Below are 24750 nucleotides of genomic sequence, written 5' to 3'. Positions count from 1 at the left end.
TTCGGTTAGGGTGGCGATTCCGGTACCGGGACCGGCTCGGATAGGCCACTGACTCCACTCATAGGACGCGCCGCTCTCGAGACCGGCTCCGTTACCAAGACCGGGTCCCTCACGAGAAGCTGGTGAGATCGATATCACGGTTACCTGTCGACGGACTGGTCTCGCGGAGCCGATCGTACGTCGGGAGATCCTCGAGCGAGGCGTCCCGACGAACCGCCTTGACGATGTGTTTCGGATCGGTAACGAGACGGTGTAAGAGATAACTCCCCTGTGATCGTCCGCCGCCGGTTTTCTCCGATTCGATGACGCCCAGAAACGCCTGTTCCTTCAGCTGTCGATAGAGACCGTTCTCGGTGATCGGATCGGTAGCGACCAGTTCGCAGATCCCGACGTAGCGTTCGTACACTTCTCGAGTCTTGTACGTCTCCCGATCGCCGGTGATGATGCAACTCGCGAGCGCGTACAGGGCGAGTTTCGCGTGGACGGTCGCCCCGCTGGTGAGTTCCTCGATACGATTGATTTCGGCGACCTCCTGGGCTTGCTGGATGTGGTCCTCCGAAACCGTCTCACTACCGATGCGTCGAGCGAGTTCGCCGGCTTCCTTGAGGATCTCGATCGCCTTCCGCGCGTCGCCGTGTTTCTTGGCCGCGAGAGCGGCACAGAGTTCGATCGTTCCGTCCTCGAGAACGTCGGGCTGAAAGGCGTCTTCGCGGTTGCGCATGATCTCGCGGAGCTGCGAGGCGTCGTACGGATGGAAGAACAGTTCCCGATGACCGAAGCTGCTATCGATGCGTTCGTCGAGCGTCTCCCGGTACTGGACCTTGTTGCTGATCCCGATGACGCCGATGTAGGCGTCGGTCTTTCGCGCCTCGCGAGCGCGGGAGAGTTGCATCAAGATATTGCTGTTGTCGAGTTTGTCGATCTCGTCCAAGATGACGATGACCGCGTCGAAACAGTCCTCGAGAATGCCCCAGATGTGTTGATAGTACTCCATGGTCCCGACCCCCCGAAGCGGGATGTTCTGTTGATACTCGGTCTGCTCTTTCAGACTCAGCGCCAACTGTCGCGTCGTCCGGGTTTCCGTGTTCGCTTCGGAACAGTCGACGTAGAGGACGCCACAATCGATGTCGTTGCCCTGTGCAGCGTCCTGGGCCCGGGTCGCGACGTGCCGTGAGATGAGACTCTTTCCGGTTCCGGTCTTCCCGTAGATCATCACGTTGTTCGGGGGATCACCTCGCGTGATCGCACCGACCTCGGCGGCGACGGACTGGATCTCGTCGTCGCGCCCGACGATCCGATCCTCGTCGGGCACGTGGCCGACGTGGAGGAGTTCCTTTCGATCGAAGATGGGGTCGTGAGATTCGAAGAGCGGGTCCCCACCCGTCTGCTCAGCCATAGTTCTGTTCTGGGAGACACTCGTTATAAAACTATGGAAGGTAGTTCAGACTGATAACGGGCAGGTAGCAACCGTCCGTAGCCGTTCCCGGACGGGTTCGTGGTTTTCGAAGACGCTGCCGGATGCAGACTGAAATCCCGTCCGACGATGACTTCACCCCTCGTGCAGACTGAAATCGGTCGGTATCGGCGGCCGCCGGTTTCCGTCCTGTCGGCTGAATTACTCATGGGATGTATAATATTGGAGAGGGCGGATTTGCTATGAAACAGGAGTAGCGGACGAGCACGAGCGACCTGTCGATAGAGGCGTGCTGACTGCAGCGGTGTGGTTACACGACATCGGCCGCCCACTGGAACGACAGGGGACGATCGAAAACCACGGCGACTGGGCCGCGACGGAAGCGAAAGATCTGCTCGAGGCCGATTGGTAGCAACTGATCGGATCGATGCGATCCAGCACTGTCTTCGGACGCACAGCAGTCGGTGGATCGGGACGCGCAGGCGAGAAGCCCGCGGTGATCGATACTCCAGCAGTCGAGAGGGGTGTTTCCTCGGAGCTTCCGGATATCATGCTCCTTCGAGAGTGGGCGGAAGAGCGGTTGGAGCAGTTGTACACGTCACCCGGACGCCGCCTCGGGACGTCCCGCTGGCGTTTCATGGACGAGTTCTTCACACAGTTTGCGAGCGAACTCGACATCGAATCGGCGGAATATCACATCGAATCGACGGAATAACCCGTGAAGGACCTCGAGGACAAGCCCCGAGGCACTCTCGCTGTATCTCTGTAAAATCAGGACGGAACTGTCGTGTGGAGAGTTTTCGTCCGAGTTTCCCACCGCACGGTTGCCTATCTCAATACCAGTACCGCCTGCCGTTCTACCACCCCCACCTCCGTTCGGATGCTTTTCACTCTGAACAGGGGGTGTGGGCCCCGTCGTCCACTCCGGGATGCCGATACCCGTCGTCCCACCCCCAGTTCAGACTGAAACGCAGTCGCCGAAACCGAACCGCTTTCAGTCTGAACGAGGGGAGGGACGATTTCACGTCCCGTAGCCGGTCGCGGCATCGACTCCACCCTACGCGTGTCGACTGAGTTTCACTCTGAACGAGGGGTGTCCGTCACCATGCCGGCACATCCCTCCCGAGGGCGGTCGCTTCCGTCGTCGTCGCGGCAGTACCGTCGCTCGGAGGCCGGCAGTCGATATGATAGTCGTTCACTATATAATCATGTCTGGTGTCCTTATATTGGAATATATGGCATATGAAGGGCACCGCCACGTTTATTTTGGTTTCCTCGGAACTTACTCCCATGTCCGACGAAGTCAACCCGTTCGAAAGTCTGCAATCGCAGATCGACGACGCCGCCGCGTACCTCGACGTCGGCGACGACGTGATCGAGCGACTCAAACACCCCGAACGCGTCCTCGAGACGAACCTCACGATCGAACGCGACGACGGCGACCTCGAGCGATTCACGGCCTTCCGGTCGCAGTTCAACGGCGATCGAGGTCCCTACAAGGGCGGTATCCGCTATCACCCACAGGTCTCCCGCGACGAAGTCAAGGCGCTGTCCGGCTGGATGACGTACAAGACCGCGATCGTCGACATTCCCCTCGGCGGCGGTAAGGGTGGCATCGTCGTCGATCCCGACGACTACTCCGAAGCGGAACTCGAGCGACTCACCCGCTCGTTCGCCAAGGAGTTGCGTCCTCTGATCGGCGAGGACCGGGACGTTCCCGCGCCCGACGTGAACACGGGCCAGCGGGAAATGAACTGGATCAAAGACACCTACGAGACCATCGAGAACACGACCGAACCGGGCGTCATCACCGGCAAGGCGCTCGACTCCGGCGGGAGCGAGGGGCGCGTGGAGGCGACCGGTCGCTCGACCGTCATCGCCGCCCGCGAAGCGTTCGACTACCTCGACAAGGATCTCGAGGGTGCGACTGTCGCGGTGCAGGGCTACGGCAACGCCGGCTGGATCGCCGCCAAACTGATCGACGAGATGGGCGCGACCGTCGTCGCTGCCAGCGACTCGAGCGGCGGCATCTACAACGCCGACGGCTTCGACCCGGTCGCGGCGAAGGAGCACAAAAACGAGACGGGGAGCGTCGTCGGCTTCGAGGACAGCGAGGCGGCACTCACCAACGACGACGTCCTCACCCTCGATGTCGACCTCCTGATTCCCGCGGCACTCGAGAACGCGATCGACGCCGACCTCGCCGAAGCCGTCGACGCCGATGTCATCTCGGAAGCCGCCAACGGACCGCTGACGCCCGCCGCCGACGAGGTGCTCGAGGGGAAAGACGTCTTCGTCATCCCGGATATCCTCGCGAACGCGGGCGGCGTCACGGTGTCGTACTTCGAGTGGGTCCAGAACCGCCAGCGCTTCTACTGGGCCGAAGAGCGCGTCAACGAGGAACTCGAGACGATCATCGTCGACGCGTTCGACGCGCTGGTCGAGACCTACGAGTGCCACGACCTCGAGAACCCGCGAACCGCGGCGTACGTCGTCGCGATCCAGCGCGTCGCCGACGCTTTCGAGGAAGCCGGTAGCTGGCCCTGAGTCGGACCCGTCGCCGTCGGTCACGACCGACCGAAACTCGACAATCGGGCACCGATACGTCCTTCTATTGACAAACGATCGCGGATTCAACAAACACTTAGTACCCGAATCGACATCTGTAGGGAAATGAATCGACGAACCGTCATCGCGGGACTCGGGGCTGCCGGCCTCGCCGGCCTGTCGGGCTGTCTCGGACTGCTCGGAATGGCCGAACACGAATCGTCACCCGCCGGCGTCGAGGCCGACGCCCGCGCGGAGACGGGCTACGAGCAGTCCGCTATCGAAACGCTCTCCATCGAACGGGATGTCGGACCGACGAACGAGACCGTCACGGTCTCCAATCACATGACCAAACACGAGAAGGCCGTCGATATGGGGCCGCTCGGGAGTCGGCGCGGTGCCGTGTTCAACGTCCTGACGACGCCACAGGTGAGCATCTTCGGCAAGGAACTCAACCCGGTCGGGGAGATGTCCACGCAGGAGTTGATGGATCTCGTCAGGAGCAACTACGACGGGATTGAGAACATCTCGCACGACGCGGACTCCGATATCACGATCCTCGAGCAGTCGACGACCCGGTCGCAGTTCACCGCCGACGCGGAGTTCGACGGCGCGGACATACCCGTCATCATCTCCATCACCGAGGCCGTCGAGGCCGACGAGGACCTGCTCGTGACGATTGCCGTCTATCCCGAGTACGTCGAGCGCCGGGAGGACCCGAACGCCACGCTGCTCGCCGAGTCGGTGACTACCGATGTGGACGAGGGGGCCTCGAGCGACGACGGCGGGTCCGACGCCGGGGGAGCCGAGAGTACCGACGACTCCGAGGGGACGGACGGAACCGATTCCACCCACGACGACGGCGGAAATGACACTAGCAACGGAAGCGGCGGCATCGACCTCGACGGCAACGGGAGCGACGACGACCTGCTTAGCTGATCTCGGCCGAACTTGTTCGGATCGCGACCGTACTCGAGGTCCGTCGAGGGGTTCGGCTTCGACTGTCTCCGAGCCCCGGACCCGTCCGCTTACCAGCCGTACTCGTCGTCCTCGTCGCGGTCGTCCGACCGATCCTCTCGAGACGCGGTGTCGTCGCGGTCATTGTTCCAGCCATCTGTCTCGTCGCGGTCGTCGTCCCAGGCGCTTGTACTGTCCCACCCACTCGTATCGTCGCGGTCGTCATTCCGGCCGCTCGGATCGTCCCAGCCAGTCGTATCGTCCCGATCGCTCGAGCGGTCCAAATCCGGATCGCTGCCCCCGAACCCGGCGGGGCCGTTTCTACCGCGATTGCCGCCATCGACCGGCCCGCCGCCGCGGACCGCCCCGCGTCGGTCGGGGATGAGATCGAGATCAGCGTCGGTATCGCCGAGCAGCAACAGCGCGTAGTAGCGGACGTAGGTCTCGACCGGGACGTAGAGCAGCAACGCCAGGAGCAAAAAGAGGACGAGTCCGACGACGCCGAGCAGGATGGCCAGGACGATTCCCGCGGCATCGAACGCGATCAGCAACAGGATGCCGACGATTACGAACGGGATCGCCAACAGCAGTCCGCTGAGGCCGATGATAACCGTGGCGGCGATGCCGATGACGAACTGGAGAATCCAAACCAGCACGAGGTAGACGACGTAGTCGCTCCAGTTCGCCGTCATCGTCGACCAGAACCGACCCCAGCCGTCGCGGACGCCGCGATCCGTCAGTAGCATGATGGGTGCGACGAACTCGGTGGTAAACCGCATCGTGATGACGTAGAGCAAGCCCAGGACGATCACGTAGGGGAGGTAGAGTAAGAGCACCCCCATCGAAAGACCGTCGAGGCCCGATCCTATCGAGAGCAGGAAGACCGCGGCCGGAGCGATGGCGACAACCGCCAGCAGCATCCGGAGACCGAGTCGGAACAGGAACAACCACAGTCCCTTGCGGAGGTTTGCGGAGAAATAGCGCCTCACGTGGACCTCGGACGAACGAAGTGACTCGAGGAAGACGAACTCCATGACAGCGCCGATAAACTCGTAGAGCAGCCAGAGTAACAGGACGACTGCGACGATCACGAGCGCCCAGAAGAGCAGTTCCTCGCCGGCGACTCCCCCGAATTCCTGTGGCTGCTCTTCGACGGCCGGGTCGTCGGTGACCGTGCCGGTGTCCCCGCCCGGAATCGTCGGCCCGCCCAGTCCGAGCGAACTCACGAAGAAAACGATCAGCGCGAGCCTGAGCCACGTCCCCGTTCGAAACGGCGTCAGCCGGGTCCGGGTAACGTCGATGGCGTCCCCGAGATCGTCGATGGCGTCCATAGTACTCACGCTAGCATCGACACAGCGATAATACTACTGTTCTGACGGACCAATCCGGGACGTAAACGATTGCGGGCCCGTCCGACCGAACGCGAATACGTTCACCCGGTAACACTTCGAGGGGCATTTAACGCCGACCGTCGACAGGTCCCGTATGGACATCCGCCGGCTCGCACGTGGATCGGTCGAGTGGGACCGCATCGAGCGTGTCGTCCGTACGCTGGCGGATCGCTACGACCGCGAGGAGGTCCGCGTCGAGTTCCTCGAGGCCGACAACTGGTTGTCGACGCCGTGTGTCATCGACGACGAGTGGTTCGTCAAAATCGTCTCCAGACAGAACGCCCTGGTCCACGCGGTGTTGACGACCGGCCGGAACGTGGGTGCCTTCTCCTCGGGCACCGAGGGGTTTTTCGATCGGTTCGACACGCCCCGCGAGATGGTCGAACACGAGTACGCGGCGACCGAACGGATGCGGGAAATCGGTCTCAACGCGCCCCGGCCCATCGATGCCTTCGAGGTCAACGGGCTGGGCGTCCTCGTCCTCGAGTATCTCCCGGATTTCCGGTCGCTCGACGACGTTTCCAACGACGTGGTCGTCAGGCGAGCGCCCGAACTGTTCGCTATGCTCGCGACGCTCCACGAGCACGGGCTCGCCCACGGTGACCTGCGGGCGGAGAACGTCCTGCTCTGTGACGACGAGTTCTACTTCATCGACGCGACCAGCGTCCACGACGACCGCGTCGACGAGACGACCGCCTACGATCTGGCCTGTGCGCTGGCCATTCTCGAGCCACGGATCGGGCCGCGGGAAGCCGTCGACGCGGCCGCGACCGCCTACGAGCCCTCGCATCTGCTCGCCGCGCGGGAGTTCCTCGACTTCGTCCGGCTCCGTCCCGACCACGAGTTCGACTCGACGACCTTGCGCAGCGAACTCGAGAAGGCGGCCGATCTGGGTGGTGGGTGACGGCAACCGGCGACGAGCGCCATCCCGATATGGCGGACGCTCCGCCGGAGGGAGAGCGGATCGTCACCGAAGAGCGCGGCGAGGAGGACCGGTGACCGGCGGCGGGATAGCCCGCCCGGCCGCCGTTGGAGTCAGTATCCGGTCCGGGTGTGAGTCGATGTCGGCGTGTGGCTTATCGCATGCCGTCCAGCGTTCGAACCGTATCCGACATGATCCAGGCCGTCTCGCTGTCCGGTTCCTCGAGACAGATCGCGAAAAACGAGTCCCGGCCGTCGTCGACGGTGATGCGGTACCCGCGACTCGTCAGCGGCTGGCTCTCGTCGGTGCGGGGTTCAGGGGAGGTCACACGCGTCTTCGGGGCCGCCAGCGGATAACGAACACGATTCGGAACGGGGCCGAGAGAGCCTGTCACGGACGTTCGTTGGCGTTCCCGTCGGGCGATCGGCCTCCGAATCGACTGTCGATCGCCCGACGGGAGCGGGTCGAATCTTCGAGAGCGAAAGCCCCGCGACCGGCGAGACGCTGGCGACGTTCCAGCGCGGCACGGAGGTTCAGCTGCCGTTCGGCGGGGTCAAGAAGTCCGGCAACGCTACTCGAGCGCCCGCGAGGCCATCGAGGCGGTCACCGAGCGCACCGCCTGGACGATGAACAACTCCACGGAGATCGAGATGGCCGAGGGCTGTCGGCCGACATCAAAACCGACGAGGACTGACTCGTCGTGACACAGCCCTGACTCCCGCGGCACCGTCGACAGGGCCATACCGCCCAGTCGCCCCGTCAGTACCGGCGAACCGCGGGACTCTCAGTTTCTACTCGCGAACGAACCGCTTATCAGACGTTTCGTGGAAGGGGTGAGTACATGAAGGCAGTCGTTCTCGCGGCGGGTCAGGGAACGCGGATGCGACCGCTGTCGGAATCGGTGCCGAAGCCGATGCTGCCGGTCGCCGACCGACCGCTCGCGGCCCACACCGTCGACGCGGCGATCGACGCTGGAGCCGACGAAATCGTCCTCGTGATCGGTTACGAGGGCGAGACGGTCCGTAACTACTTCGGCCCCGAGTACCGGGGCGTCCCGGTCACCTATGCCGTCCAGGAAGAACAGGCCGGGACCGCCGACGCCGTCGACGCCGCCAGCGCCGCTCTCGAGGGCCCCTTCGCCGTTCTCAATGGCGACAATCTCTACGATCCGGCGGCGATCGACCGGCTGTTCGACGCTTGTCCGGCCGTCTGCGCGATCGAGGTCGACGAGCCGCGCAACTACGGCGTCCTCAGCACCGCCGACGACAGTGTCACCGGGATCGTCGAGAAACCCGACGAACCGCCGACGAACCTCGCCAACGCCGGGGCCTACGCGTTCCCGGCCGAGGCCCGGGAGTGGCTCGCGGTGCCCGCGAGCGAGCGCGGTGAACACGAGATCACCGACGTCGTCGCGCGGGTGATCGACGAGTACGACGTGACGCCGGTGACCCTCGAGCGGTGGCTGGACGTCGGCCGCCCCTGGGAGTTACTCGCGGCCAACGAGTGGCACCTCGCCGAACTCGAGGGCCGGATCGACGGCGACGTGAGCGACGACGCCCACCTCGAGGACGAGGTCGTCGTCGAGGCGGGTGCGACGGTCGAACCCGGCGTCGTGATCGACGGGCCGGCTCTGATCCGCGAGGGTGCGGAGGTCGGGCCCAACGCCTACGTCCGCGGCGCGACGCTGATCGGCCGGGATGCGGAGATCGGTCACGCGGTCGAAATCAAAAACAGCGTCATCTCGCGCGGGACGTCGGTCAGTCACCTCTCGTATATCGGCGACAGCGTCCTGGGACGGGACGTCAACGTCGGCGCGGGGACGAACGTGGCGAACCTCCGCCACGACGACGCGGACATCGAGTTCACCGTCAAAGGCGACCGCGTCTCGACGGGACGGCGGAAGTTCGGCGTCGTCGCCGGCGACGGGGTCAAGACCGGTATCAACACGAGTCTGACGCCCGGACTGCGACTCGAGTCCGGCGCGACGACCATGCCTGGCGAAACCGTCGAGCGGGATCGGTAATCGTCGGCCACCGTCGGCGCTCCGCATCGTCACGATCCGCTCGGCCCAGCGCTTCGGAGTCCCGTTACCCGGCGAGCGCCGGCTGTACTGGGAGATGCGTTCGGCCGGTCCCGGCCCGTCGAGCCGGATCGGGCTCCGAACTCGAAAGACGGAGCCAGTTCCGGGACGGGTCTCGAGGGAGACGGTCGAAAGGCGGAAACGAGGCGAAAGGTGGGACGAGGAGACGGATGCGGGCGTGGTCGCTCGGTTCCCGCGGGAAACCGAGCGCGCGACGGGCCGGAGCGACGCGCAATGCCGGGGAGACGTGAAAAGCGTCTGTGCCGGCAGCCGTACTAATGGCGCGCCGAAATAAAAAGTCAGCGGTCGGCGAGGGTATCGAACCGGCGTCGATTACAGCCGTCGGTCCCGAAGCGCGGGGAACTCCTCGCGGACCGCCGCGACCGTCTCCGGCTCGATTTCGGTCGTGACCAGCGCCGGCCCGTCGCCGCTCGAGGCCAGCGACACGCCCCAGGGGTCGTAGACGCTCGAGCGACCCAACAACGTGGCCTCGTCGAACGTCCCGGCCCCGTTGATCGTCGCCACGTAGGCCTGGTTCTCGATCGCGCGGGCTCGCGAAAGCGTCGTCCAGTGTTCGACTCGCGGGTAGGGCCACGCGCTGGGGACGAGCACCAGTTCGACGCCGTCGTCGACCAGTTGCCGGTAGAGTTCGGGGAACCGCAGGTCGTAACAGGTCGTCACGCCGACGGTGACGTCGCCGATCGTCGCCGTGTCGATCCGGTCGCCGGGAACGAGCAGCTCCGATTCCGCGGATTCGTAGCCGAAGAGGTGGTGTTTCCGGTAGATCAGTTGTAGATCGCCGCTGGCATCGAACAGCGCCGACGTGTTCGCGAGCCCCTCGTCGGCGGGGGTATCGACGCGCTCGGTCGCCGACAGATTCTCGACGATGCTGCCCGCGAGCACGGCGATCCCGTGCTCGGCCGCCGCTTCCCGGAGCCGGCCGAACGTGTCGCCCTCGAACGGCTCCGCGTTGCGCGCGTAGAGATCGAACGCGAAGTAGCCCACGGTAAACAGCTCCGGCAGGGCGACCAGGTCCGCGCCGCGATCGGCGGCTCGTGAGACCGCCTCGAGCGCCCGGTCGACGTTCGCCTCGACCTCGCCGGCCTCGATATGGAGCTGTGCGAGCGCCAGCGTCAGCGCGTCCCCGTTATCGGCACCAGCGGCGTCGGCGTCCGTATCGAACGTCATGGTCGCACAGTCGTCGCCCAACCACCGTTACTGTGTCGTCTGCAAGTCCCGCTCGAGCGCGCGCTGTAGGTTCCCGAGTTCGGCGTCGAGATTTCGCTTGAAGAACTTCTCGACGCCCGGCAGTTTACCGTCGACGACGAAGTGATTCTCGAGGCACGTGCCGTCCTCGGTGTCGACGATGTCGTGTTCGCCGGTCACGTCCATCACTTTGGATTTTCCGACGAATTTCACGTATTCGGGCGGTCTGCGCGTGACGTCTTTCGTGTTGACGGTCACGGTTTTTCGCACGAGCGGGATGGGCAGCTCCACGTGCCAGGTTACCCGTCGGCCGTCGGCATCGTCGACGGCGTACTCCTGGACGACACTGATCGCCCGCGCGCGGTTCGCCGGATCGGCGATAAACTCCCAGACCCGCTCAGGCGACGCCGCCACGTCGAACGACCGGTCGACCCGTACAGTCATGCCCCTACGTGTGCGATTGTCGGATAAAAAGACCGTGGACCGCGTGCGAGCGCCGTCCGATGCGAACGGTGCTGTCGGGTCCCGGTCGGAACGAAGCCGGACCGGTCGTCGTCCGCCGACACCGGTCAACTGATCGTTACTTTCCAGGTCGTCGACCGTGCCCGACCCCATTTTTCGATGTCGACCTCGTCTGCCTTCTCCGCGAGGTGGGGAAGGCGGACGCCGACCTGTTTCGACGAGAGTCCGATTGCGTTCGCGATGTTCTTCGCCCGGAAATACTGCTCGCCACGGGCGGCACTCTCGCGGAGGTACGAGATGATTCGCTGCTCTTCGTCGGAGTAATCGGTCATCGTCCGTATGTCTCTGTAAGGAGTCGCTGGTCTTAACTCTTAACGGCCCAGTACGGTCCCGTTCGAACGCGGCTTACCACTCGATCAGCGGATCGATCGTCGCCGCTGCCGGTTCAGTGCCAGTAGAGGTGGATGCCGACGACCGCCAGCGAGCTAAAGAGGACGGCCGCGGCGAAGCCCCACGCCGCCGTCACATCCGGTGCACCGGCGTACATCAACAGTGCGCCGATCACCGCGAGTGCCCCCAGTGCAAGCGCCAGTCCAACGCCCTTGTCCGTCGCCTCGGTTTCCGTAGCCATGCTCGAGCGTTGTGTATGGTGTCTCTTAACTTCACTCATTGCTGAGCGACTGCCGGCACGACCGGCGGACGACCGCCCGGTCGACCGGCGCGGAGGATCTCACTTGATCGTGGTGTGTATGGACTCCTCGTTGAGCGCGAGGTTGGCCGCGATTTCGGCGTTTCGCATCGCGTACTGGGCGGTCTGCTGGAGGCTGACCAGTACCTCTCGGATCCGCAGCAGGTCCTCGTTGTCCATCTCCGGAAGCCCCGTGAGGATCTCCTGCTCGAGGTCGGAGATATCGTGGAACAGCGCCCGGACCTCGTTGGACTTGTCGTAGTCGCGTTCGACGGCCGCTTCGACGGCGCGGGACGTGATCTCGTCGACCAGTTCGTTCAACTCTCGGATCTCGCGCATGACCGAACTGTCGACGTTCAGGGTGTGTCCCTCGGTCTCGATGACGATATCGGCGATGTCCTCGCCGTTGTCGGCGGTGAGCTCGAGGTTCTTCGCGATCGAGCGGTAGCCGATCAGCGGGAAGCCGGTATTCAGGCCGACCGCCCGCGCGAGGTTGGGGTTCTGGTACGCAGTGAAGATCAGGCGCAGCAACAGGACGAAGATCTTGTTCGCCTGTCGCTCCCGGTTCAGGGCGCGCTGAGCGAGATCGGGGTTGCCGTGGGCTAAGGCCTTGATCCCCTCGCCGCGCATCGTCTGGCCGGTCCGCTCGAGGCGCTCGAGGAGGTTATCGAGCGTGAAGTCCTCGGGATCGACCGAGCAGCGAATCGAGATGCTCTCGGGGGTTTCCTCGATGACGCCAAGCCCCATCAGCTGCGTTTCGGCCTGATAGACCGCGTTGATGTGGTCCGACTCGAGGGCACCGTCCTCGCGTTCGATGCGGATGATGCGCCGGCCGAGGACGTACTGTGCGACGATCGCGCGCTCGACGGCGTCGGCGTCGAGCTCGTCGGTGTGAATGATCGCTTCCGTTTCCTCCGAGTTGGCGGACTCGGGCATCACGGTCAACGTCCCTTTGCCGCTGGTTCGAAGCGAGACTTCGTCCCCTTTCTCGACGCCGTGTTCGGACGCCCACTCCGCCGGGAGCGTCATCGCGAGCGTCGACGGACCGAGTCGTTGCACTTTCCGCGTTTCCATGGAAGATCGTATGACGGACTCGACCTTAGTCCTGACTATACACTCATTATCGCGCGGGAAATCGTTATACGGTTGATTATACTGCCGGATTTGACTCCCTCCTTATATAATCTCGAGCAAGGGGCCGCGCCGTCGTCGCGGCGGGGTGCATTAGACGACGGTGACGAGTCGGGTCGTAAACCGGCCGGTCCGCACTCGCAGCCAGCCGCGGAGGTCGTCGTCCACCGCTTCGTCGTCGGTGTCGACGCGCAGTGACTCGATGTCGTCGAGTTTCTCGCCGGCGGCGACGACCGCGATGTCGTCGGCTCGCCGGATCACCGCCGGGGAGATCTGGTGATTGCCGCGACCGAACACGAACCCCTGTCCCCCGATCGGCGAGACGACGATCGTGACTGGGTCCGCGAGAGCGTCGAGAATGTCCGATTCCGCGGCGTCGCGGGCGAGTAGCTCCCCGTCGGACGCCGAAGCGGCCGTTTCGTCGTCTCCCGCCGTGTTCGCTGCTCGCCAGACGTCGACGCCCAGCGGGGAGGGGTCGATCGCCAGTTCCGTCTCGATCGCGCCGACGGTACTGCCGGGGCCGAAAACGTAGGTCCGTCCCGGTTCGATCTCACGAGCGAACCCCGCGGCCAGCGAGTCGACGCTCCCGCTCGAGACCTGCTTGCCCGACTGGACGGCCGGAGCGACGGGGACGGGGACGACCGCTTTCAGTTCCGTTCGAACCTCCCCCTCGCGGTACGCGTCCTCGTCGATGTCGTTGACTTCGCGCGGTTCGACGCGGTCGAACTCGGCGGCGATCCGGCCGGCGTCGGCCGGCGTCACACCGAAGACGGACGAATAGATCTTGACGCCGGCTGGCACGCCGAGCATCGGCGTCTCCCCGGTCTCGTCGCCCTCCGCCTCGAGCACCTCGGCGACGTCGACGGCGGTGCCGTCGCCGCCGACGAAGAAGACGAGGTCGACGTCGCGCTCGAGGAGCGCTCGAACGGCCGCGCGGGTATCGGCCGCCGTCGTCTCTGCGGTCGCCGGATCGCTGGCGATCGCGGCCCCGTCCGACGCGGTGTCGCGGTCGCTTTCGGACGGATCGTAGACGACGGTGGGTTCGTAGCCGGCGTCTCTCGCCGCGCGTTCGCCCATCACGCCCGCGGCCGTGTAGACGGTGAGCGAGGGCGCACGCCGGTGGACCGATCGCAGCGCCTCTCGCGCACGGGCCGGCGCTCGCGGCTCGGCACCGCGGCGACGCGCCTCCGCGACGTTTCCGTCGGTTCCCTTCAGCCCGACCCGACCCCCCATCCCCGCGATCGGGTTGACGACGACGCCGATGGACTCCATGGGGGGACGTGGGGACGCCAATGGGAAAGCCGTATCGCAGACCGGCCGTCGGGTCCGTCTCTCGGGAATCGGCTCCGCCCGCGGCGTGAACCGGGTCGAGGGATCGGCGCGGTTTCTGAAAGGTTAAGAGGGATGCGAACCGATCGCAGACCATGTCCGCACTGATCGACGCCGCCGTTCTCACGACGGAAACGGAACCGCAACTGCCGATGCAACTCGTCGGCTGGGGCGCGCTCGCCCTGGGCCTGCTCGTGACGGTCGCCTGGCTGGTCTCTTTCTACCGCTAACTCCGATCGCGGCGTTCCGGTGAGTCAACCCGCTCGCGGAGCCACGCGGCCGCCTCCGCGACGGTCGCCTCGTCAGTTCCCGTGAGTTCGATCCGGACCGATTCGCCCGGATAACTCCCGACGGAGACGTCGAACCGTTCGCGGAGGTCGGCAATCCGATCGAGCAACGCGCTTTCGGGTTCGTCCGCCACGACCGCCTCCCGATACGTCTGTGTTCCGGTGAACTCCTCGACGATCGATTCGAACATCGCCTGCATCTCCGCGGGAACGCCGGGAAGGACGTAGACGCCCTCGAGAGCCGCGCCGGGGGCGACGCCCGCCTCGTTGTGCAGCGCTCGTGCCCCCGCCGGGAGGTCCGCCGTTCCCGACGCGAGGTCGTCGCGGGTGTACCCGTCCTCCTCGAGCCAGGCGAGGGCGACCGCGTGTTCCTCGACCGAGCGGCCGAGCGCGGCCGCGACGCCGGCCATGGTCACGTCGTCGTGGGTCGGTCCGAGCCCGCCGGTGACGATGACAGCGTCGTACTCGGCGCGGTACTCGTTGACGACGCGGGCGATGTCGCTGATACGATCCGGAACCGTGGTTACTCGCTCGACGGCGACGCCGCGATCGTCGAGCCGTTCACAGAGCCACGTGGCGTTCGTGTTCGTCGTTCGTCCGGCGAGCAGTTCGTCCCCGACGGTTACGACCGCGACGTTCATATCGCCCCGTTCGAGCCCGGTCCTCAAATGGGTCTCGCCCTCGGTTCCGACACCGCCGGCGTCGCGGTCGTACCATCAATCAAAGATATTTTGCTTGTAGAGACGTATAGTTTACAATGCTTGTCATATTCTCGAGTACTCGCAGTAACCATAAGATTCAATCCTGATAATTGGTAAGGGGGAGAGTATGTCTCGGAGTCGGACGGAATACAACGAGGTGGATTCGACCGTCGTTCTCTCTGCGTTAGGGAGTAAGTACAGCGCAGAGATTCTCTGTGCGGCGGGAACACCGAAATCCGCGCAGGCACTGAGCGAGGACATCGAGATTCCGATCGCGACCTGCTACCGCCGGATCGAAGAACTCGTCGACGCCGGGCTGTTGACCTGCGAAGGGCGACAGCTCTCGGAAGAAGGTCGGCGAACCAACATTTATCGACGGACGTTGGACGAGATCGAAATCGACTTCTCCGACGACGTTCCCGCGTTTTCGCGGAAACACCGCACCGAGGCCAAAAACAGGCTTCAGGATCAACTCGAGGACTGAACGGCCTCCTTTCCGACTGCGCTCGCTCGCCGTGTGTACAAGTGAGGGTGAACACTTGTCGATCGGCGGCCAGTTTTCCGACGATCCCATTTCGGTGCGTAGTCGGATTGCCGTCACGGCGCGTCCCAGTCTCCTGTGCGTCGATCATCGACGCGAGGCTTCCCTTGTAGGAAGCCCCGCCGTTTACGGCGGGCGAGGATGTCACCGCCGGTTGCTGTCCGTCGCCAGCGGTCGGGTTTCGGCTCCGCTCGCTGCCACCGGGTCCGGTTCGTAGCCATCGGCGTTCGGCCATCCTTAAGTATTCTCGAGGGAATACAAAGATATGACCGAAGCAGCCACGGACCGCGATGCGGCGACGGACGATGCAGTGGTTGGGACCCCTCGCGTCCTCCACGTCGGTCGCGACCGGCCGATCCGGATCAGCGCCGGGCACCGAATCCGACACCACGACGGCAAGTGTTCGCGACCTCACGGCCACAACTACGAGATCACCGTCACCATCGTGGGCCACCTGTCCGAGGAGGGCTGGGTCGCGGACAAAGGGGATATTACCGACGTGATATCCGAGTGGGACCATATGTTCCTGCTCGAGGCCGGCGACCCCCTCGTCGAGGCCTTCGAGGCGGCCGGCGATGCCGACGGCATCGTCGTCCTCGAGCAGCCGCCGACGGCCGAGGTGATGAGCGTGCTGCTGGAACGGAAACTCGAGGCGGCCCTGCCCGAGACGGTCACCGAAGTCGCCGTCCGGGTGAACGAGACGAGCGAACTCTGCGGCGGCAGCGAGGTCTGAGATGCCGGTGTCCGATTCCGCCGATCGAGCGGCCGACATCGAGACGGACGCCGCCGGAACCGCGGACGAAACGGACGAGAGTCTGCCGATCAACGAACTGTTCTACTCCCTCCAGGGGGAGGGAACCCTCGCCGGCGTTCCGTCGGTGTTCGTCCGCACGAGCGGCTGTAACCTCCGCTGTTGGTTCTGTGACTCCTACCACACCTCCTGGGAGCCGACCCACGCCCGGATGCGCCTCGCGGAGATCCTCGCCGAGATCGAGTCTTACGACGCCGATCACGTGGTCCTCACCGGCGGCGAACCGCTGCTCCACGAGGGGAGCACGACGCTGCTCGAGGCCCTCGACGAGCGCGGCTATCACACGACCGTCGAAACCAACGGGACGATCTACCGGGACGCACCGATCGATCTCGCGTCCGTGAGCCCGAAACTCGCGAGCAGTACGCCGACGCCCGACCGCGACCCCACCGGCGACGGCGAGTGGGAACCGCGCCACGAAACCGACCGGATCGATATGGATGCCCTCGCCCGACTCGTCGAGCGCTACGACGTCCAGTTGAAGTTCGTCGTGACCGACGATGGCGACATGCCGGAGATCAGCGAGTTGCTCGCGGATCTCCGGGCCGCTGCCGACATTCCGGTCAGCGACGACGACGTACTCCTGATGCCCGAAGGGGCGACCCGGGACCGCCTCGCTGAAACCCGTGCTCGCGTCGCGGAGCTCGCGATGGAGTACGGCTTCCGCTACACGCCGCGACTACACGTTGACCTCTGGAACGACGCACCTGAGACGTAATCACGACACCTCATCACCACAACTCGAGATCACTATGACCGATGCAACCACCGACGCGCCGACCGACGCATCGACTGCCAACCGCGCCGTCGTCCTCCTGTCGGGGGGGATGGACAGCGCCACCGCCGCCGCCGAGGCCCGCAACCGTGGCTACGAACTCTATTGCCTACATACCTCCTACGGCCAGCGCACCGAAGCCCGCGAACTCGAGTGCGCTCGCCGACTCGCCGCGGCGTTCGACGCGGCGGACTTCCTGCGGATCGAGACGGGGCATCTCTCGGCGATCGGTGCCTCGAGTCTCACGGACGACGAGATGCCCGTGGCCGACGCCGATATGGAAAGCGACGAGATTCCCTCGTCGTACGTCCCCTTCCGGAACGCGAACCTGCTCGCGATGGCCGTCTCCTACGCCGAAGCAAACGACTGTGACGCGGTGTTCATCGGCGCACACAGCGAGGATTTCTCCGGATATCCCGACTGCCGGCCCGCGTTCTTCGAGGCCTTCGAGGCTGTCGTCGATGTCGGAACGAAACCCGAGTCCGACATCTCGATCGAAGCCCCGTTCGTGGAGTGGTCGAAGACCGATATCGCCGACCGCGGGATGGAACTCGACGTGCCCTACGAACACACCTGGAGTTGCTACCGCGAGAACGAACCGGCCTGTGGTACCTGTGACGCCTGTGCCTATCGGCTGCAAGCGTTCCAGAACATCGGGGTTCGCGACCCGATCGAGTACGCCGAGCGACCGTCGTACGTCGACGACGCGTAGCGGCTCACGACGACTTCCGAGGGCGAGTTGATCCCAGAGGGAACCGGAACGCGACGCCTGACCGGGAGCGGCGATCGATGACGGCGGTCACCGCTACCACGCCGCCTCGAGCACGCCCGCGATCTCGTCGGCGGTGGGATCGAGCCCCGACGGCGCGTTGGCCATTAACGGGTCATCGAGAATCGCTGCCGCGACGGCGGCGAACCCGTCCGGCTCGGGGCCGTCGACGTCTCGGAGTCGTGACGGGAGACCGAGTCCGTCCCGGATTGCCGTTACCGCGTCGACGATCGCGGCCTCGTGGTCCGCAGCCTCGTCGACGCCGAGCGCGTTCGCGAGCCGCTCCGACCGGGCGTCGACGCCCTCCTCGTCGAAGAGATACGCGAGGACGTGGGGGACGACGATGCCGTGGGCGACTCCCTGCTGGATGTCGGCCGTCCGCGTGAGTCCGTGGCCGAAGGCGTGGACGATCGAGAGCGTGGTTTCGCCGGGCCGGGAGATGCCATACTGGACGAGTACGATCCCTTCGAGGATCGTCTCGAACGTGTCGCTATCGCGCTTTCCGTCGCCGAACGCGCCGAGTCCGCGCTTGAGCGTCTCGAGGCCGTGTCTCGCCGTCGCGTCGGTCACCGGCGTCGCAGTGCTCGCGTACAGCGTCTCGATCCCTTTGTCGAAGCCGTTCATCGCCGATCCCGCGAGCACCGAGTCGGGCGTGGTCGCAACCAGGTCCGGATCGTAGACCGCGGCCGCGGGCATCAATCTCGGGTCCGAAACGCCGCCGCTGAGTTCCTCGTCGACCAGCCCGGACGCGGGTGCGGCGGTGACGCCGGCGGCCGTCGAGAGATCGGCCCCGGCCAGCGTAGTCGGGACCGTAACGATCGGGGGCAGGCCGTCCTCCGGGACGGTGATCGTTCCCCTCTCGGCGAACTCCGTCGCCACGTCCGCCGCCGTGCGGTCGCCCGCCGCGAGGACGCTGATGACCGTCGCGATGTCGAGACTGCTGCCCCCGCCAAGACTGACGAGGACGTCCGCGTCGGCCGCCTCGAGTCGCGCTCGCCCGTCGAGGGCCGTCTCGAGGCGCTTCTTCGGCGTCGTTCGGTCGAACACGCCCGCCAGCCGGTCGCCCAGTCCCGCTCGGACGGGATCGATCACCGCCGGTGTGGTGCCGACCGTCGAGCCACAGACGATCAAGGCGCGCTCGAGTCCCTGCGCCTCGAGTTCCGCGGCGAGGCCGTCGACGCAGCCGGGACCGAACCTGATCGTCGCGGGATCGTACTCGAACCGGACGGCCGGATCGCGGTCGCCCGTGTTGGAACCTGTCATGGCCGGCCGTACGGCTCCGGCGGTGGTAAAGGCTGAGCCCCGGCAGTCTGACGGCACTCGATACCGGTCCGTGTCGGTTTTGCTGAGCCGAGCATCGGGAACGCGGCCGCGTGAGCGCGATTCCCGCCGGCTGTGTGCGACATCCCGCGAATCTCGACCCCCGCACGCGGCGCGACCCAACGGAGTAGGACGGCTCCGCGGTGGTATCGCTCTGCACGTCCTCGAGGCGGCGGTCGCTCACTCCAGTCGGTCGCTCGCCGCTTCGAGCTCCGCGCGGGTATTTATGTTTTTGAAGGTCTCGAGCGGTGTGTACTCGCGGAGTTCGTCCTCGTCGAGGACGACGTAGTCGAGGGTCAGCAGGGGCTCGGTGATGTTGCGCTCCCCGCGTTCGAGGGCACGCTCGCAGGCGTCGATCATCGGCGCGGCTCGATAGACGGCCTGGGTGGTCTGGAACCATCGGTCGTCGAGCCGCGGCACTGCGGCCTCGCGGCCGGCGGCCCGCTCGAAGAGGGACGTGACGAGCGCCGGCTCGACGAAGGGCATGTCGCAGGCGACGACGACGGCGTACGCTCCGGTCGCCGCCCGGAGGCCGGTCATGATGCCCGCCATCGGTCCCCGGTCCGGCACCGGATCGACCGCGAACGTCGCGTCGGGGCCACCCTCGAGCGCGTCCTCGATCGCCGGGACCTGCTCCTCCCGACAGTTGACGACGAGACCGTCGACGACCGACTCGAGCCGGTCGACGACCCGGCGGATCATCGGCGTGCCGGCGAGGTCGGCGACCGCCTTGTCAGCCTCGCCGAAGCGGGTCGAGTAACCGCCGGCGAGGACGACGCCCGTACGCTCGTCGCGGCCGGTTTCGCGGGACATGGTCGACCGTTCGTCCACCGGTGGGAAAAGGGTGCGGACGCGCTCGCCGGCGAGCCCATCAGTCACTCCCGAGACGGCGCTCCCGCTCGAGCGTCGTCACGGCGACGCCCGCGAGCACGACGAGGCCGCCGCCGACCGTGATCGCGTCGGGGACCTCCGCGAGCACGACGAACGCGAGCAGGGTCGCGCCGACCGGCTCGCCGAGCCAGGCCACGCTGACGACGACCGACTCGAGGTGGGCGAGGGCCCAGTTGCTCACCGTGTGGCCGAGGACGCCGGGGCCGACGGCCAGGCCGAGAAAGAGCAGCCACTCGCGATCGGGGTAGCCGACGTAGGGATGACCCTGCACACCGACCAAGAGACACAGGGCGATCACGCAGGCACCGTAGACCACGGTCACGTAGGGAAACACCGGAACGCGTTGACGGATCGAACGACCGGCGAGCGTGTAGCCGGCAACGGTCACCGCGCCCAGCAAGGCGAGGGCGTTGCCGTAGGCCGTCGCGCCGGTAAGGGCCTCGCGTCCGGCGTCGCCCAGCGACATTGCAGCGGCCCCGGCGATGGTGACGACGATCCCGACCCCCGTCACGCGGCTGATCCGTTCGTCCAAAAGGAGGGCGGCCCCGAGCGCGACGAAGACCGGCTGAACCTGGACGATCGTGACGCTCGCGGCGACGCTCGTGTGACCGAGGCTCTCGAACCAGGCCGCGAAGTGGATCGCCAGCGCGACGCCGGCCGCGACCGCCCCCACGAGGTCGCGTCGCGAGAGTCGCGCGAAGGCCGCGCGGTGACGGGTGACGGCGATCGGTGCGACCAGTACCGTGGTAAAGAGCACCCGGTAGAAGGCCGCGACGGAACTCGGGGCCGCGCTCCAGCGCACCAGAATCGCGCTCGTGCTCGCGGCGAACACCGCGACGGCGAGCGCGGCCGCCGGCGTCGCCTCGAGGGTTCGGGTCACGTCCGTTCCGACTCGCTCGAGGGATCAAACGGGTTCCGAAACGGACTGCCGGTCGCTACTCGTCCGGCAGCCGGGCGCCGCGGTAGATCGACGCGAGGTCGAGGTCGACCGCGTCCAGTCCGACGATGATGTCCGCATCCGGATCGAGGTCCTCGGCCTCCCATCCCTCGAGGAACGCGACGGCGTCCTCGCGGTCGGCGTAGGGACGCGGGTCGATCCCCATCGGATCATCGGCGGCCTGCTTGTCGGTGATGAGGACGAAATGGGCGTCAGTTGCATCGATCAGATCGCCGGTCTCGTAATCGGTCGTCCAGGCACCGGCGATCGGGGAGTCCGGCGTCGACGAGACGAGATAGGCGAACAGACAGCCCGGCGAGTCGACGGTCGCCGCCAGCCCGCTTTCGTGGACGAGTTGCCCGTTCCCGAAATACTGAGTCAGTCCCATGCTACAGACCGCACAGTTGTGCTCGTCCGTGATTTCGACGGGACCCTCAGCCACGCCCTCGAGCGTCGGTTCGTACACGTGTGCCGGCGAGTCATCGGTATCCGTCCCGCCGCTGCCGGGTTGGGTGCCCCGGAGACAGCCTGCGATACTCGCCGCCGCGCCCGTGCCGAGCACGCTCAGCAGTCCCCGGCGGTCCAGCCCCTCGTAGTCAGCCATGCCCGACTCTACCAACCGGATCGGCAAAACGAGCTTGGTACACCTCTCGAAGCCGATCGGCGCGGCACGGGCCTCGACCGCTCACTCTAACTGTGCTTTCGCCAACCGATGGCGCGCCCGGAACATGACTTCGAACCCGAGCCGCGAGAGCGGCGCGATCGCGTCGCCGAGTCCGCCCACCGGGAGTTCGTACTCCACGTGATCCCGGAGTATCGTTCGCTCACCGTCGGCGAAGAAGGAATGGGTGTGTTCCCAGTGGTCGAACGGCCCGTAGACCATCTCGTCGCGAAAGTACGCCGAGCCGTCCTCGCGCTCCCGAGCGGTGATCATCGAGGTCCAGTGCTGGCGCGGTCCCACTCCGAACGGCCGCATCGACAGCGCGACCTCCGAACCCGGCTCGAGCACGGTCGGGTCCGGCTCCCCGTCCGGGCCGATCACGCGCTCGACGCGCAGGTGCATCCAGTCCGGAGTCACCGCCTCGAGCCCGGAAATCCGCGAATTGAACGCCCAGACCTCCTCGAGCGGCGAGTCGACGGTCGTTTCGCGATCGTACGTCTGCATGAACCGTCCGGGTCTACGACGGCCAGCGTGAAAACGTGACTCCCAACGACGGGCGACGGTGGGGCGACGGCCGAGCGGGTTACTTCAGTCGCTCCTGCAGGAAAGAGGGATGGGCCGCGGTGACGCCGTCGATTTCGAGCAACTCCTCGGAGATGGTTTCGCCGAGCGAGTCCCCGTCCTCGGCGCGCACTTCGGCCATCAGCATGTGGTCGCCGCTGGAACTGTACAGCGCTTCGACTTCCGAGAGGTCCTTGATCGCCTGCGTCGCCTCGACGTAGCGTTCGCTCGCGACGTCAAGCCCGACCAGTGCGATGGTCTTGCTCGAGAGTTTCTTCGGATCGATGTCGGCCGAATAGCCGACGATGACGCCCTCCTCCTCGAGTTGGTTGATGTATTTGCGCACGGTCGGTTTCGAGACGTTCGCCCGCTCGGCGATCTCGGCGTAGGACGCCTGGGCGTCCTCCTCGAGAACCTCGAGGATGCGATCTTCCGTCGCCTGGGTACTCATGCGTATACGTTTTGCTCCGGCGGAAAAATATCTTTTGAATACGAAAACGACGGATATCCGAACGGAAGACGGCGCGAGAACGGACGTGGAGCCGGTCGTTCGGATCGGTAATCGGCGGACTTATTCGCCCGGTGGGCCCAGATCCGACACGGAATGGTCGATCCGAATCTCGTCAGTGGCGTGGTCTGGGTCCTCTGTGGACTCGCAATTCTGGGTCTCGGCTCGCTGATCGCCTTTCGCGGCCGGGTCGACCTGCATGCGAACTACGACGAGTCGGTCGATCCGGCACACGTGTCCCGGTGGGCCGGCGGGACAGCCCTGCTCATGGGGGTGCTCGTCGTGGCCTACGGCGTGCGCGAGATCAGGTACGGCTTTCAGCCCCGCTTGCTCGCCGGGCTGGTCGTCACCTTGCTCGTCCTCAGCTACCTCTCGAAACTGTTCGCCGGCGGGTTCGGCGCTGGCGACTAACTGATCGGCGTGTCTCCGTCGCGGAGTCAGCGGCGACGGTCGCGACCCGCCGGCGGTGACACGGAACGGACCGACGAGTTAATGATGGCAGATAGGTGAACTAGATAACATGTTCGACAGCGATGGTGACTTCGCCACTGCCCTCCCCGCCGTGGCGCTGGTACTCGTTTTCGTACTCGGGGGGTGCCTTGCACTCCCGAGTGACGACCCCGCGCCGTCGGATCTCGAGCGGGAGATCACCGCGGCCGATCCTCCAGCCGAGATCACTGCGACGGTCGACGTTCGCCGGACGGTCGACGGCGAGACATCGCAGTACACGGAAGCCGTCTGGCTTCGTGCCGACGGTGCGAGCCGGATCGAAACCACTGCCGGCGGGACCGAAACGGTCATCGTCGACGATGGCGACCGTCGCTGGCACTACGATGCCACCCATGACTGGGCGACGCGCCTCGAGACCGATCCCGCGGCCATGTCGTATCTCGAGGGAGTATATGCACAGCAAGCGCGGTACCTCGAGCGCTACGAGATCACGGCGGTCGAGGAAACGTCGCTCGACGGCCGGGACACCTATCACGTCACGTTCGATCTCCCCGCAAACGAGACGATCGAGCGGTCGATCAACGTCCTGATCGACGACACCGAGTACGTCGTGCCGTTGGCGACCAGCGAGCGGGCCCCCGTCGAGCGCGCCGCCGATCACGTCGAGGTCTGGTACGACCGGGAGACGATGTTCCCCATCAAGCACGCCGTCGAGGGCGACGGGGTGACACTCGAGCGGACCTATCGAAACCTCTCGATCGACCCCGGGATCGACGACGACCGCTTCACGTTCGACCCGGCAACCGACGGCAACGGGACTGCAGTCCGGGACGTTGTCATGCCGTCGATCGACTCGTACGACAGCCTCGAGGCGGCCAATCGGAGCGTCCCGTTTGCGGTTGCCGATCTGCCGGCCGACGCGGTAACCGAGACGATCGAACGCGATGAGATCATCAGATACGAGTTCCCCGACGAGAACCGAACGCAGGTCTCCGTCCGGTATCGGCTGCCGAACGACGAGTCGCTCTCGGTGTCGACGAGCGACGGGCCGCGGCGACTGGCGATCGGCGGTGATGCAGTCACGCTCGGAACCGTGACGGGGACGATTGCCGAAACCGACGAGGCAACCGAACTGCAGTGGGCCTGTGGCGATCGGTACTACTCGGTGTTAGTGAGCCACGCTTTCGAGGATGGAACGGCGCTTCGGATCGGCAAGGCGCTTTCGACCGACTGTTGAGTCCGTCCGGTATCCGATCGACGATGCCCGCCGCGGATAACGTCTCTTGAACTGATCCGACTGAGTCCGGCGCTGGCGCTCTCGCAATCGATCGACTGTGGCTGGATCTCGACCTGAGCCGGTCGCACCCGTCCACGGGATGTGACGCGTGCAAAAGACGAACCGCGGGACAGT

27 protein-coding genes and 2 pseudogenes are annotated in these 24750 nt (G+C 65.4%); 13 read left to right on the top strand and 16 right to left on the bottom strand.

Annotated features, from left to right (window positions below):
• Nucleotides 1-109 precede the first annotated feature (109 nt).
• On the bottom strand, nt 110-1396 hold the full coding sequence (locus C487_RS08620; protein WP_006185346.1) for a Cdc6/Cdc18 family protein: 1287 nt from the start codon (nt 1394-1396) through the stop codon (nt 110-112).
• 253 nt (nt 1397-1649) lie between these two features.
• Here C487_RS08620 and C487_RS21895 point away from each other — a divergent pair.
• The 3 genes and pseudogenes from C487_RS21895 (at nt 1650) to C487_RS08605 (ending at nt 4900) form a co-directional block, all read left to right on the top strand.
• A pseudogene (locus C487_RS21895) lies at nt 1650-2129 on the top strand (HD domain-containing protein).
• Nucleotides 2130-2704: 575 nt separating this feature from the next.
• Nucleotides 2705-3961 carry a Glu/Leu/Phe/Val family dehydrogenase gene (locus C487_RS08610; RefSeq protein WP_006185342.1) on the top strand — a complete coding sequence of 419 codons (1257 nt, stop codon included), beginning with the start codon at nt 2705-2707 and terminating at the stop codon, nt 3959-3961.
• A gap of 126 nt (nt 3962-4087) precedes the next feature.
• Nucleotides 4088-4900 carry a DUF6517 family protein gene (locus C487_RS08605; protein WP_006185341.1) on the top strand — a complete coding sequence of 271 codons (813 nt, stop codon included), beginning with the start codon at nt 4088-4090 and terminating at the stop codon, nt 4898-4900.
• A gap of 89 nt (nt 4901-4989) precedes the next feature.
• Here the strand turns inward: C487_RS08605 and C487_RS08600 are convergent, their stop codons facing one another.
• Nucleotides 4990-6249: a DUF7544 domain-containing protein gene (locus C487_RS08600; RefSeq protein WP_006185340.1), complete on the bottom strand. Its 1260-nt coding sequence runs from the start codon at nt 6247-6249 to the stop codon at nt 4990-4992.
• 154 nt (nt 6250-6403) lie between these two features.
• Between C487_RS08600 and C487_RS08595 the strand changes: the two genes are divergently transcribed.
• Nucleotides 6404-7213, top strand: coding sequence for an RIO1 family regulatory kinase/ATPase domain-containing protein (locus C487_RS08595; RefSeq protein WP_006185339.1), 810 nt, complete (start codon nt 6404-6406; stop codon nt 7211-7213).
• A 172-nt stretch (nt 7214-7385) separates the two neighbouring features.
• On the opposite strand, the gene C487_RS20990 is transcribed toward C487_RS08595, so the two are convergent.
• The gene (locus tag C487_RS20990; RefSeq protein WP_006185338.1) at nt 7386-7559 is read right to left on the bottom strand and encodes a hypothetical protein; all 174 of its coding nucleotides are present in this window, start codon (nt 7557-7559) and stop codon (nt 7386-7388) included.
• A gap of 194 nt (nt 7560-7753) precedes the next feature.
• On the opposite strand from C487_RS20990, the pseudogene C487_RS20245 reads away from it, so the two are divergent.
• A pseudogene (locus C487_RS20245) lies at nt 7754-7925 on the top strand (aldehyde dehydrogenase family protein); the annotation flags it as partial.
• 147 nt (nt 7926-8072) lie between these two features.
• Nucleotides 8073-9254, top strand: coding sequence for a bifunctional sugar-1-phosphate nucleotidylyltransferase/acetyltransferase (glmU, locus tag C487_RS08590; protein WP_006185336.1), 1182 nt, complete (start codon nt 8073-8075; stop codon nt 9252-9254).
• Nucleotides 9255-9644: 390 nt separating this feature from the next.
• Here glmU and C487_RS08585 read toward each other — a convergent pair whose 3' ends face one another.
• From C487_RS08585 to C487_RS08560, 6 genes are all read right to left on the bottom strand, one after another.
• Entirely contained in the window at nt 9645-10499 is an 855-nt protein-coding gene (locus C487_RS08585) for a carbon-nitrogen family hydrolase (RefSeq protein ID WP_049908037.1), read from the bottom strand.
• A gap of 27 nt (nt 10500-10526) precedes the next feature.
• Nucleotides 10527-10961 (bottom strand): SRPBCC family protein, encoded by a 435-nt coding sequence (locus C487_RS08580; RefSeq protein ID WP_006185334.1) that lies wholly within the window; start codon nt 10959-10961, stop codon nt 10527-10529.
• 125 nt (nt 10962-11086) lie between these two features.
• Nucleotides 11087-11311 carry a DUF7123 family protein gene (locus tag C487_RS08575; RefSeq protein ID WP_006185333.1) on the bottom strand — a complete coding sequence of 75 codons (225 nt, stop codon included), beginning with the start codon at nt 11309-11311 and terminating at the stop codon, nt 11087-11089.
• A 113-nt stretch (nt 11312-11424) separates the two neighbouring features.
• Nucleotides 11425-11610 carry a DUF7525 family protein gene (locus tag C487_RS08570; RefSeq protein WP_006185332.1) on the bottom strand — a complete coding sequence of 62 codons (186 nt, stop codon included), beginning with the start codon at nt 11608-11610 and terminating at the stop codon, nt 11425-11427.
• Nucleotides 11611-11709: 99 nt separating this feature from the next.
• Nucleotides 11710-12741, bottom strand: a complete 1032-nt coding sequence (locus C487_RS08565; protein WP_006185331.1) for a phosphate signaling complex PhoU family protein — start codon at nt 12739-12741, stop codon at nt 11710-11712.
• 150 nt (nt 12742-12891) lie between these two features.
• The gene (locus C487_RS08560; protein WP_006185330.1) at nt 12892-14070 is read right to left on the bottom strand and encodes an ATP-NAD kinase family protein; all 1179 of its coding nucleotides are present in this window, start codon (nt 14068-14070) and stop codon (nt 12892-12894) included.
• 152 nt (nt 14071-14222) lie between these two features.
• Here C487_RS08560 and C487_RS21700 point away from each other — a divergent pair, with 152 nt between their 5' ends.
• Complete coding sequence (locus C487_RS21700) at nt 14223-14357, top strand: hypothetical protein (RefSeq protein WP_006185329.1); 135 nt, start codon at nt 14223-14225, stop codon at nt 14355-14357.
• Here C487_RS21700 and C487_RS08555 read toward each other — a convergent pair.
• A complete protein-coding gene (locus C487_RS08555; RefSeq protein WP_006185328.1) occupies nt 14354-15055 on the bottom strand; it encodes a competence/damage-inducible protein A in 702 nt (233 codons plus the stop codon). The two genes, C487_RS21700 and C487_RS08555, sit on opposite strands and share 4 nt — an antisense overlap.
• 187 nt (nt 15056-15242) lie before the next feature.
• Between C487_RS08555 and C487_RS08550 the strand changes: the two genes are divergently transcribed.
• From C487_RS08550 to queC, 4 genes are all read left to right on the top strand, one after another.
• Nucleotides 15243-15599 (top strand): winged helix-turn-helix domain-containing protein, encoded by a 357-nt coding sequence (locus C487_RS08550; RefSeq protein WP_006185327.1) that lies wholly within the window; start codon nt 15243-15245, stop codon nt 15597-15599.
• Nucleotides 15600-15921: 322 nt separating this feature from the next.
• On the top strand, nt 15922-16389 hold the full coding sequence (locus tag C487_RS08545) for a 6-pyruvoyl trahydropterin synthase family protein (RefSeq protein WP_006185326.1): 468 nt from the start codon (nt 15922-15924) through the stop codon (nt 16387-16389).
• 1 nt (nt 16390) lies between these two features.
• A complete protein-coding gene (locus C487_RS08540) occupies nt 16391-17185 on the top strand; it encodes a 7-carboxy-7-deazaguanine synthase QueE (RefSeq protein WP_006185325.1) in 795 nt (264 codons plus the stop codon).
• A 34-nt stretch (nt 17186-17219) separates the two neighbouring features.
• A complete protein-coding gene (gene queC, locus C487_RS08535) occupies nt 17220-17954 on the top strand; it encodes a 7-cyano-7-deazaguanine synthase QueC (RefSeq protein ID WP_006185324.1) in 735 nt (244 codons plus the stop codon).
• 93 nt (nt 17955-18047) lie between these two features.
• On the opposite strand, the gene C487_RS08530 is transcribed toward queC, so the two are convergent.
• From C487_RS08530 to lrpA1, 6 genes are all read right to left on the bottom strand, one after another.
• A complete protein-coding gene (locus C487_RS08530; RefSeq protein WP_006185323.1) occupies nt 18048-19274 on the bottom strand; it encodes an iron-containing alcohol dehydrogenase family protein in 1227 nt (408 codons plus the stop codon).
• 237 nt (nt 19275-19511) lie between these two features.
• Nucleotides 19512-20144: a molybdenum cofactor guanylyltransferase gene (mobA, locus tag C487_RS08525; RefSeq protein ID WP_049908033.1), complete on the bottom strand. Its 633-nt coding sequence runs from the start codon at nt 20142-20144 to the stop codon at nt 19512-19514.
• Between the two features lie 58 nt (nt 20145-20202).
• The gene (locus C487_RS08520) at nt 20203-21102 is read right to left on the bottom strand and encodes a DMT family transporter (RefSeq protein WP_006185321.1); all 900 of its coding nucleotides are present in this window, start codon (nt 21100-21102) and stop codon (nt 20203-20205) included.
• 55 nt (nt 21103-21157) lie between these two features.
• The gene (locus C487_RS08515; RefSeq protein ID WP_006185320.1) at nt 21158-21763 is read right to left on the bottom strand and encodes a nitrous oxide reductase accessory protein NosL; all 606 of its coding nucleotides are present in this window, start codon (nt 21761-21763) and stop codon (nt 21158-21160) included.
• Between the two features lie 81 nt (nt 21764-21844).
• Nucleotides 21845-22324 carry an SRPBCC family protein gene (locus C487_RS08510; RefSeq protein WP_006185319.1) on the bottom strand — a complete coding sequence of 160 codons (480 nt, stop codon included), beginning with the start codon at nt 22322-22324 and terminating at the stop codon, nt 21845-21847.
• A 79-nt stretch (nt 22325-22403) separates the two neighbouring features.
• The gene (lrpA1, locus tag C487_RS08505; protein WP_006185318.1) at nt 22404-22832 is read right to left on the bottom strand and encodes an HTH-type transcriptional regulator LrpA1; all 429 of its coding nucleotides are present in this window, start codon (nt 22830-22832) and stop codon (nt 22404-22406) included.
• Nucleotides 22833-22985: 153 nt separating this feature from the next.
• Between lrpA1 and C487_RS08500 the strand changes: the two genes are divergently transcribed.
• Together C487_RS08500 and C487_RS08495 are read left to right on the top strand one after the other, a co-directional pair.
• Entirely contained in the window at nt 22986-23300 is a 315-nt protein-coding gene (locus tag C487_RS08500; protein ID WP_006185317.1) for a hypothetical protein, read from the top strand.
• A gap of 109 nt (nt 23301-23409) precedes the next feature.
• A complete protein-coding gene (locus C487_RS08495; RefSeq protein WP_006185316.1) occupies nt 23410-24576 on the top strand; it encodes a LolA family protein in 1167 nt (388 codons plus the stop codon).
• Nucleotides 24577-24750 lie beyond the last annotated feature (174 nt).

The organism is Natrinema pallidum DSM 3751, assembly GCF_000337615.1.
In the GTDB taxonomy this organism is placed as follows: domain Archaea; phylum Halobacteriota; class Halobacteria; order Halobacteriales; family Natrialbaceae; genus Natrinema; species Natrinema pallidum.
This window is presented reverse-complemented; position numbering and strand designations above follow the sequence as displayed.

Bases quoted from the DNA above. Each gene is read 5' to 3' on its own strand.
- lrpA1 (WP_006185318.1), bottom strand. From the start codon at position 22,832: ATGAGTACCCAGGCGACGGAAGATCGCATCCTCGAGGTTCTCGAGGAG.
- C487_RS08605 (WP_006185341.1), top strand. From the start codon at position 4,088: ATGAATCGACGAACCGTCATCGCGGGACTCGGGGCTGCCGGCCTCGCC.
- C487_RS08500 (WP_006185317.1), top strand. From the start codon at position 22,986: ATGGTCGATCCGAATCTCGTCAGTGGCGTGGTCTGGGTCCTCTGTGGA.
- mobA (WP_049908033.1), bottom strand. From the start codon at position 20,144: ATGTCCCGCGAAACCGGCCGCGACGAGCGTACGGGCGTCGTCCTCGCC.
- C487_RS08510 (WP_006185319.1), bottom strand. From the start codon at position 22,324: ATGCAGACGTACGATCGCGAAACGACCGTCGACTCGCCGCTCGAGGAG.
- C487_RS08550 (WP_006185327.1), top strand. From the start codon at position 15,243: ATGTCTCGGAGTCGGACGGAATACAACGAGGTGGATTCGACCGTCGTT.
- C487_RS08540 (WP_006185325.1), top strand. From the start codon at position 16,391: ATGCCGGTGTCCGATTCCGCCGATCGAGCGGCCGACATCGAGACGGAC.
- C487_RS08620 (WP_006185346.1), bottom strand. From the start codon at position 1,396: ATGGCTGAGCAGACGGGTGGGGACCCGCTCTTCGAATCTCACGACCCC.
- C487_RS08495 (WP_006185316.1), top strand. From the start codon at position 23,410: ATGTTCGACAGCGATGGTGACTTCGCCACTGCCCTCCCCGCCGTGGCG.
- C487_RS21700 (WP_006185329.1), top strand. From the start codon at position 14,223: ATGTCCGCACTGATCGACGCCGCCGTTCTCACGACGGAAACGGAACCG.
- C487_RS08555 (WP_006185328.1), bottom strand. From the start codon at position 15,055: ATGAACGTCGCGGTCGTAACCGTCGGGGACGAACTGCTCGCCGGACGA.
- C487_RS08610 (WP_006185342.1), top strand. From the start codon at position 2,705: ATGTCCGACGAAGTCAACCCGTTCGAAAGTCTGCAATCGCAGATCGAC.
- C487_RS08600 (WP_006185340.1), bottom strand. From the start codon at position 6,249: ATGGACGCCATCGACGATCTCGGGGACGCCATCGACGTTACCCGGACC.
- C487_RS08545 (WP_006185326.1), top strand. From the start codon at position 15,922: ATGACCGAAGCAGCCACGGACCGCGATGCGGCGACGGACGATGCAGTG.
- C487_RS08580 (WP_006185334.1), bottom strand. From the start codon at position 10,961: ATGACTGTACGGGTCGACCGGTCGTTCGACGTGGCGGCGTCGCCTGAG.
- glmU (WP_006185336.1), top strand. From the start codon at position 8,073: ATGAAGGCAGTCGTTCTCGCGGCGGGTCAGGGAACGCGGATGCGACCG.
- C487_RS08530 (WP_006185323.1), bottom strand. From the start codon at position 19,274: ATGACAGGTTCCAACACGGGCGACCGCGATCCGGCCGTCCGGTTCGAG.
- queC (WP_006185324.1), top strand. From the start codon at position 17,220: ATGACCGATGCAACCACCGACGCGCCGACCGACGCATCGACTGCCAAC.
- C487_RS08595 (WP_006185339.1), top strand. From the start codon at position 6,404: ATGGACATCCGCCGGCTCGCACGTGGATCGGTCGAGTGGGACCGCATC.
- C487_RS08560 (WP_006185330.1), bottom strand. From the start codon at position 14,070: ATGGAGTCCATCGGCGTCGTCGTCAACCCGATCGCGGGGATGGGGGGT.
- C487_RS08515 (WP_006185320.1), bottom strand. From the start codon at position 21,763: ATGGCTGACTACGAGGGGCTGGACCGCCGGGGACTGCTGAGCGTGCTC.
- C487_RS08575 (WP_006185333.1), bottom strand. From the start codon at position 11,311: ATGACCGATTACTCCGACGAAGAGCAGCGAATCATCTCGTACCTCCGC.
- C487_RS08570 (WP_006185332.1), bottom strand. From the start codon at position 11,610: ATGGCTACGGAAACCGAGGCGACGGACAAGGGCGTTGGACTGGCGCTT.
- C487_RS08585 (WP_049908037.1), bottom strand. From the start codon at position 10,499: ATGACGTTCGATACGGACGCCGACGCCGCTGGTGCCGATAACGGGGAC.
- C487_RS08565 (WP_006185331.1), bottom strand. From the start codon at position 12,741: ATGGAAACGCGGAAAGTGCAACGACTCGGTCCGTCGACGCTCGCGATG.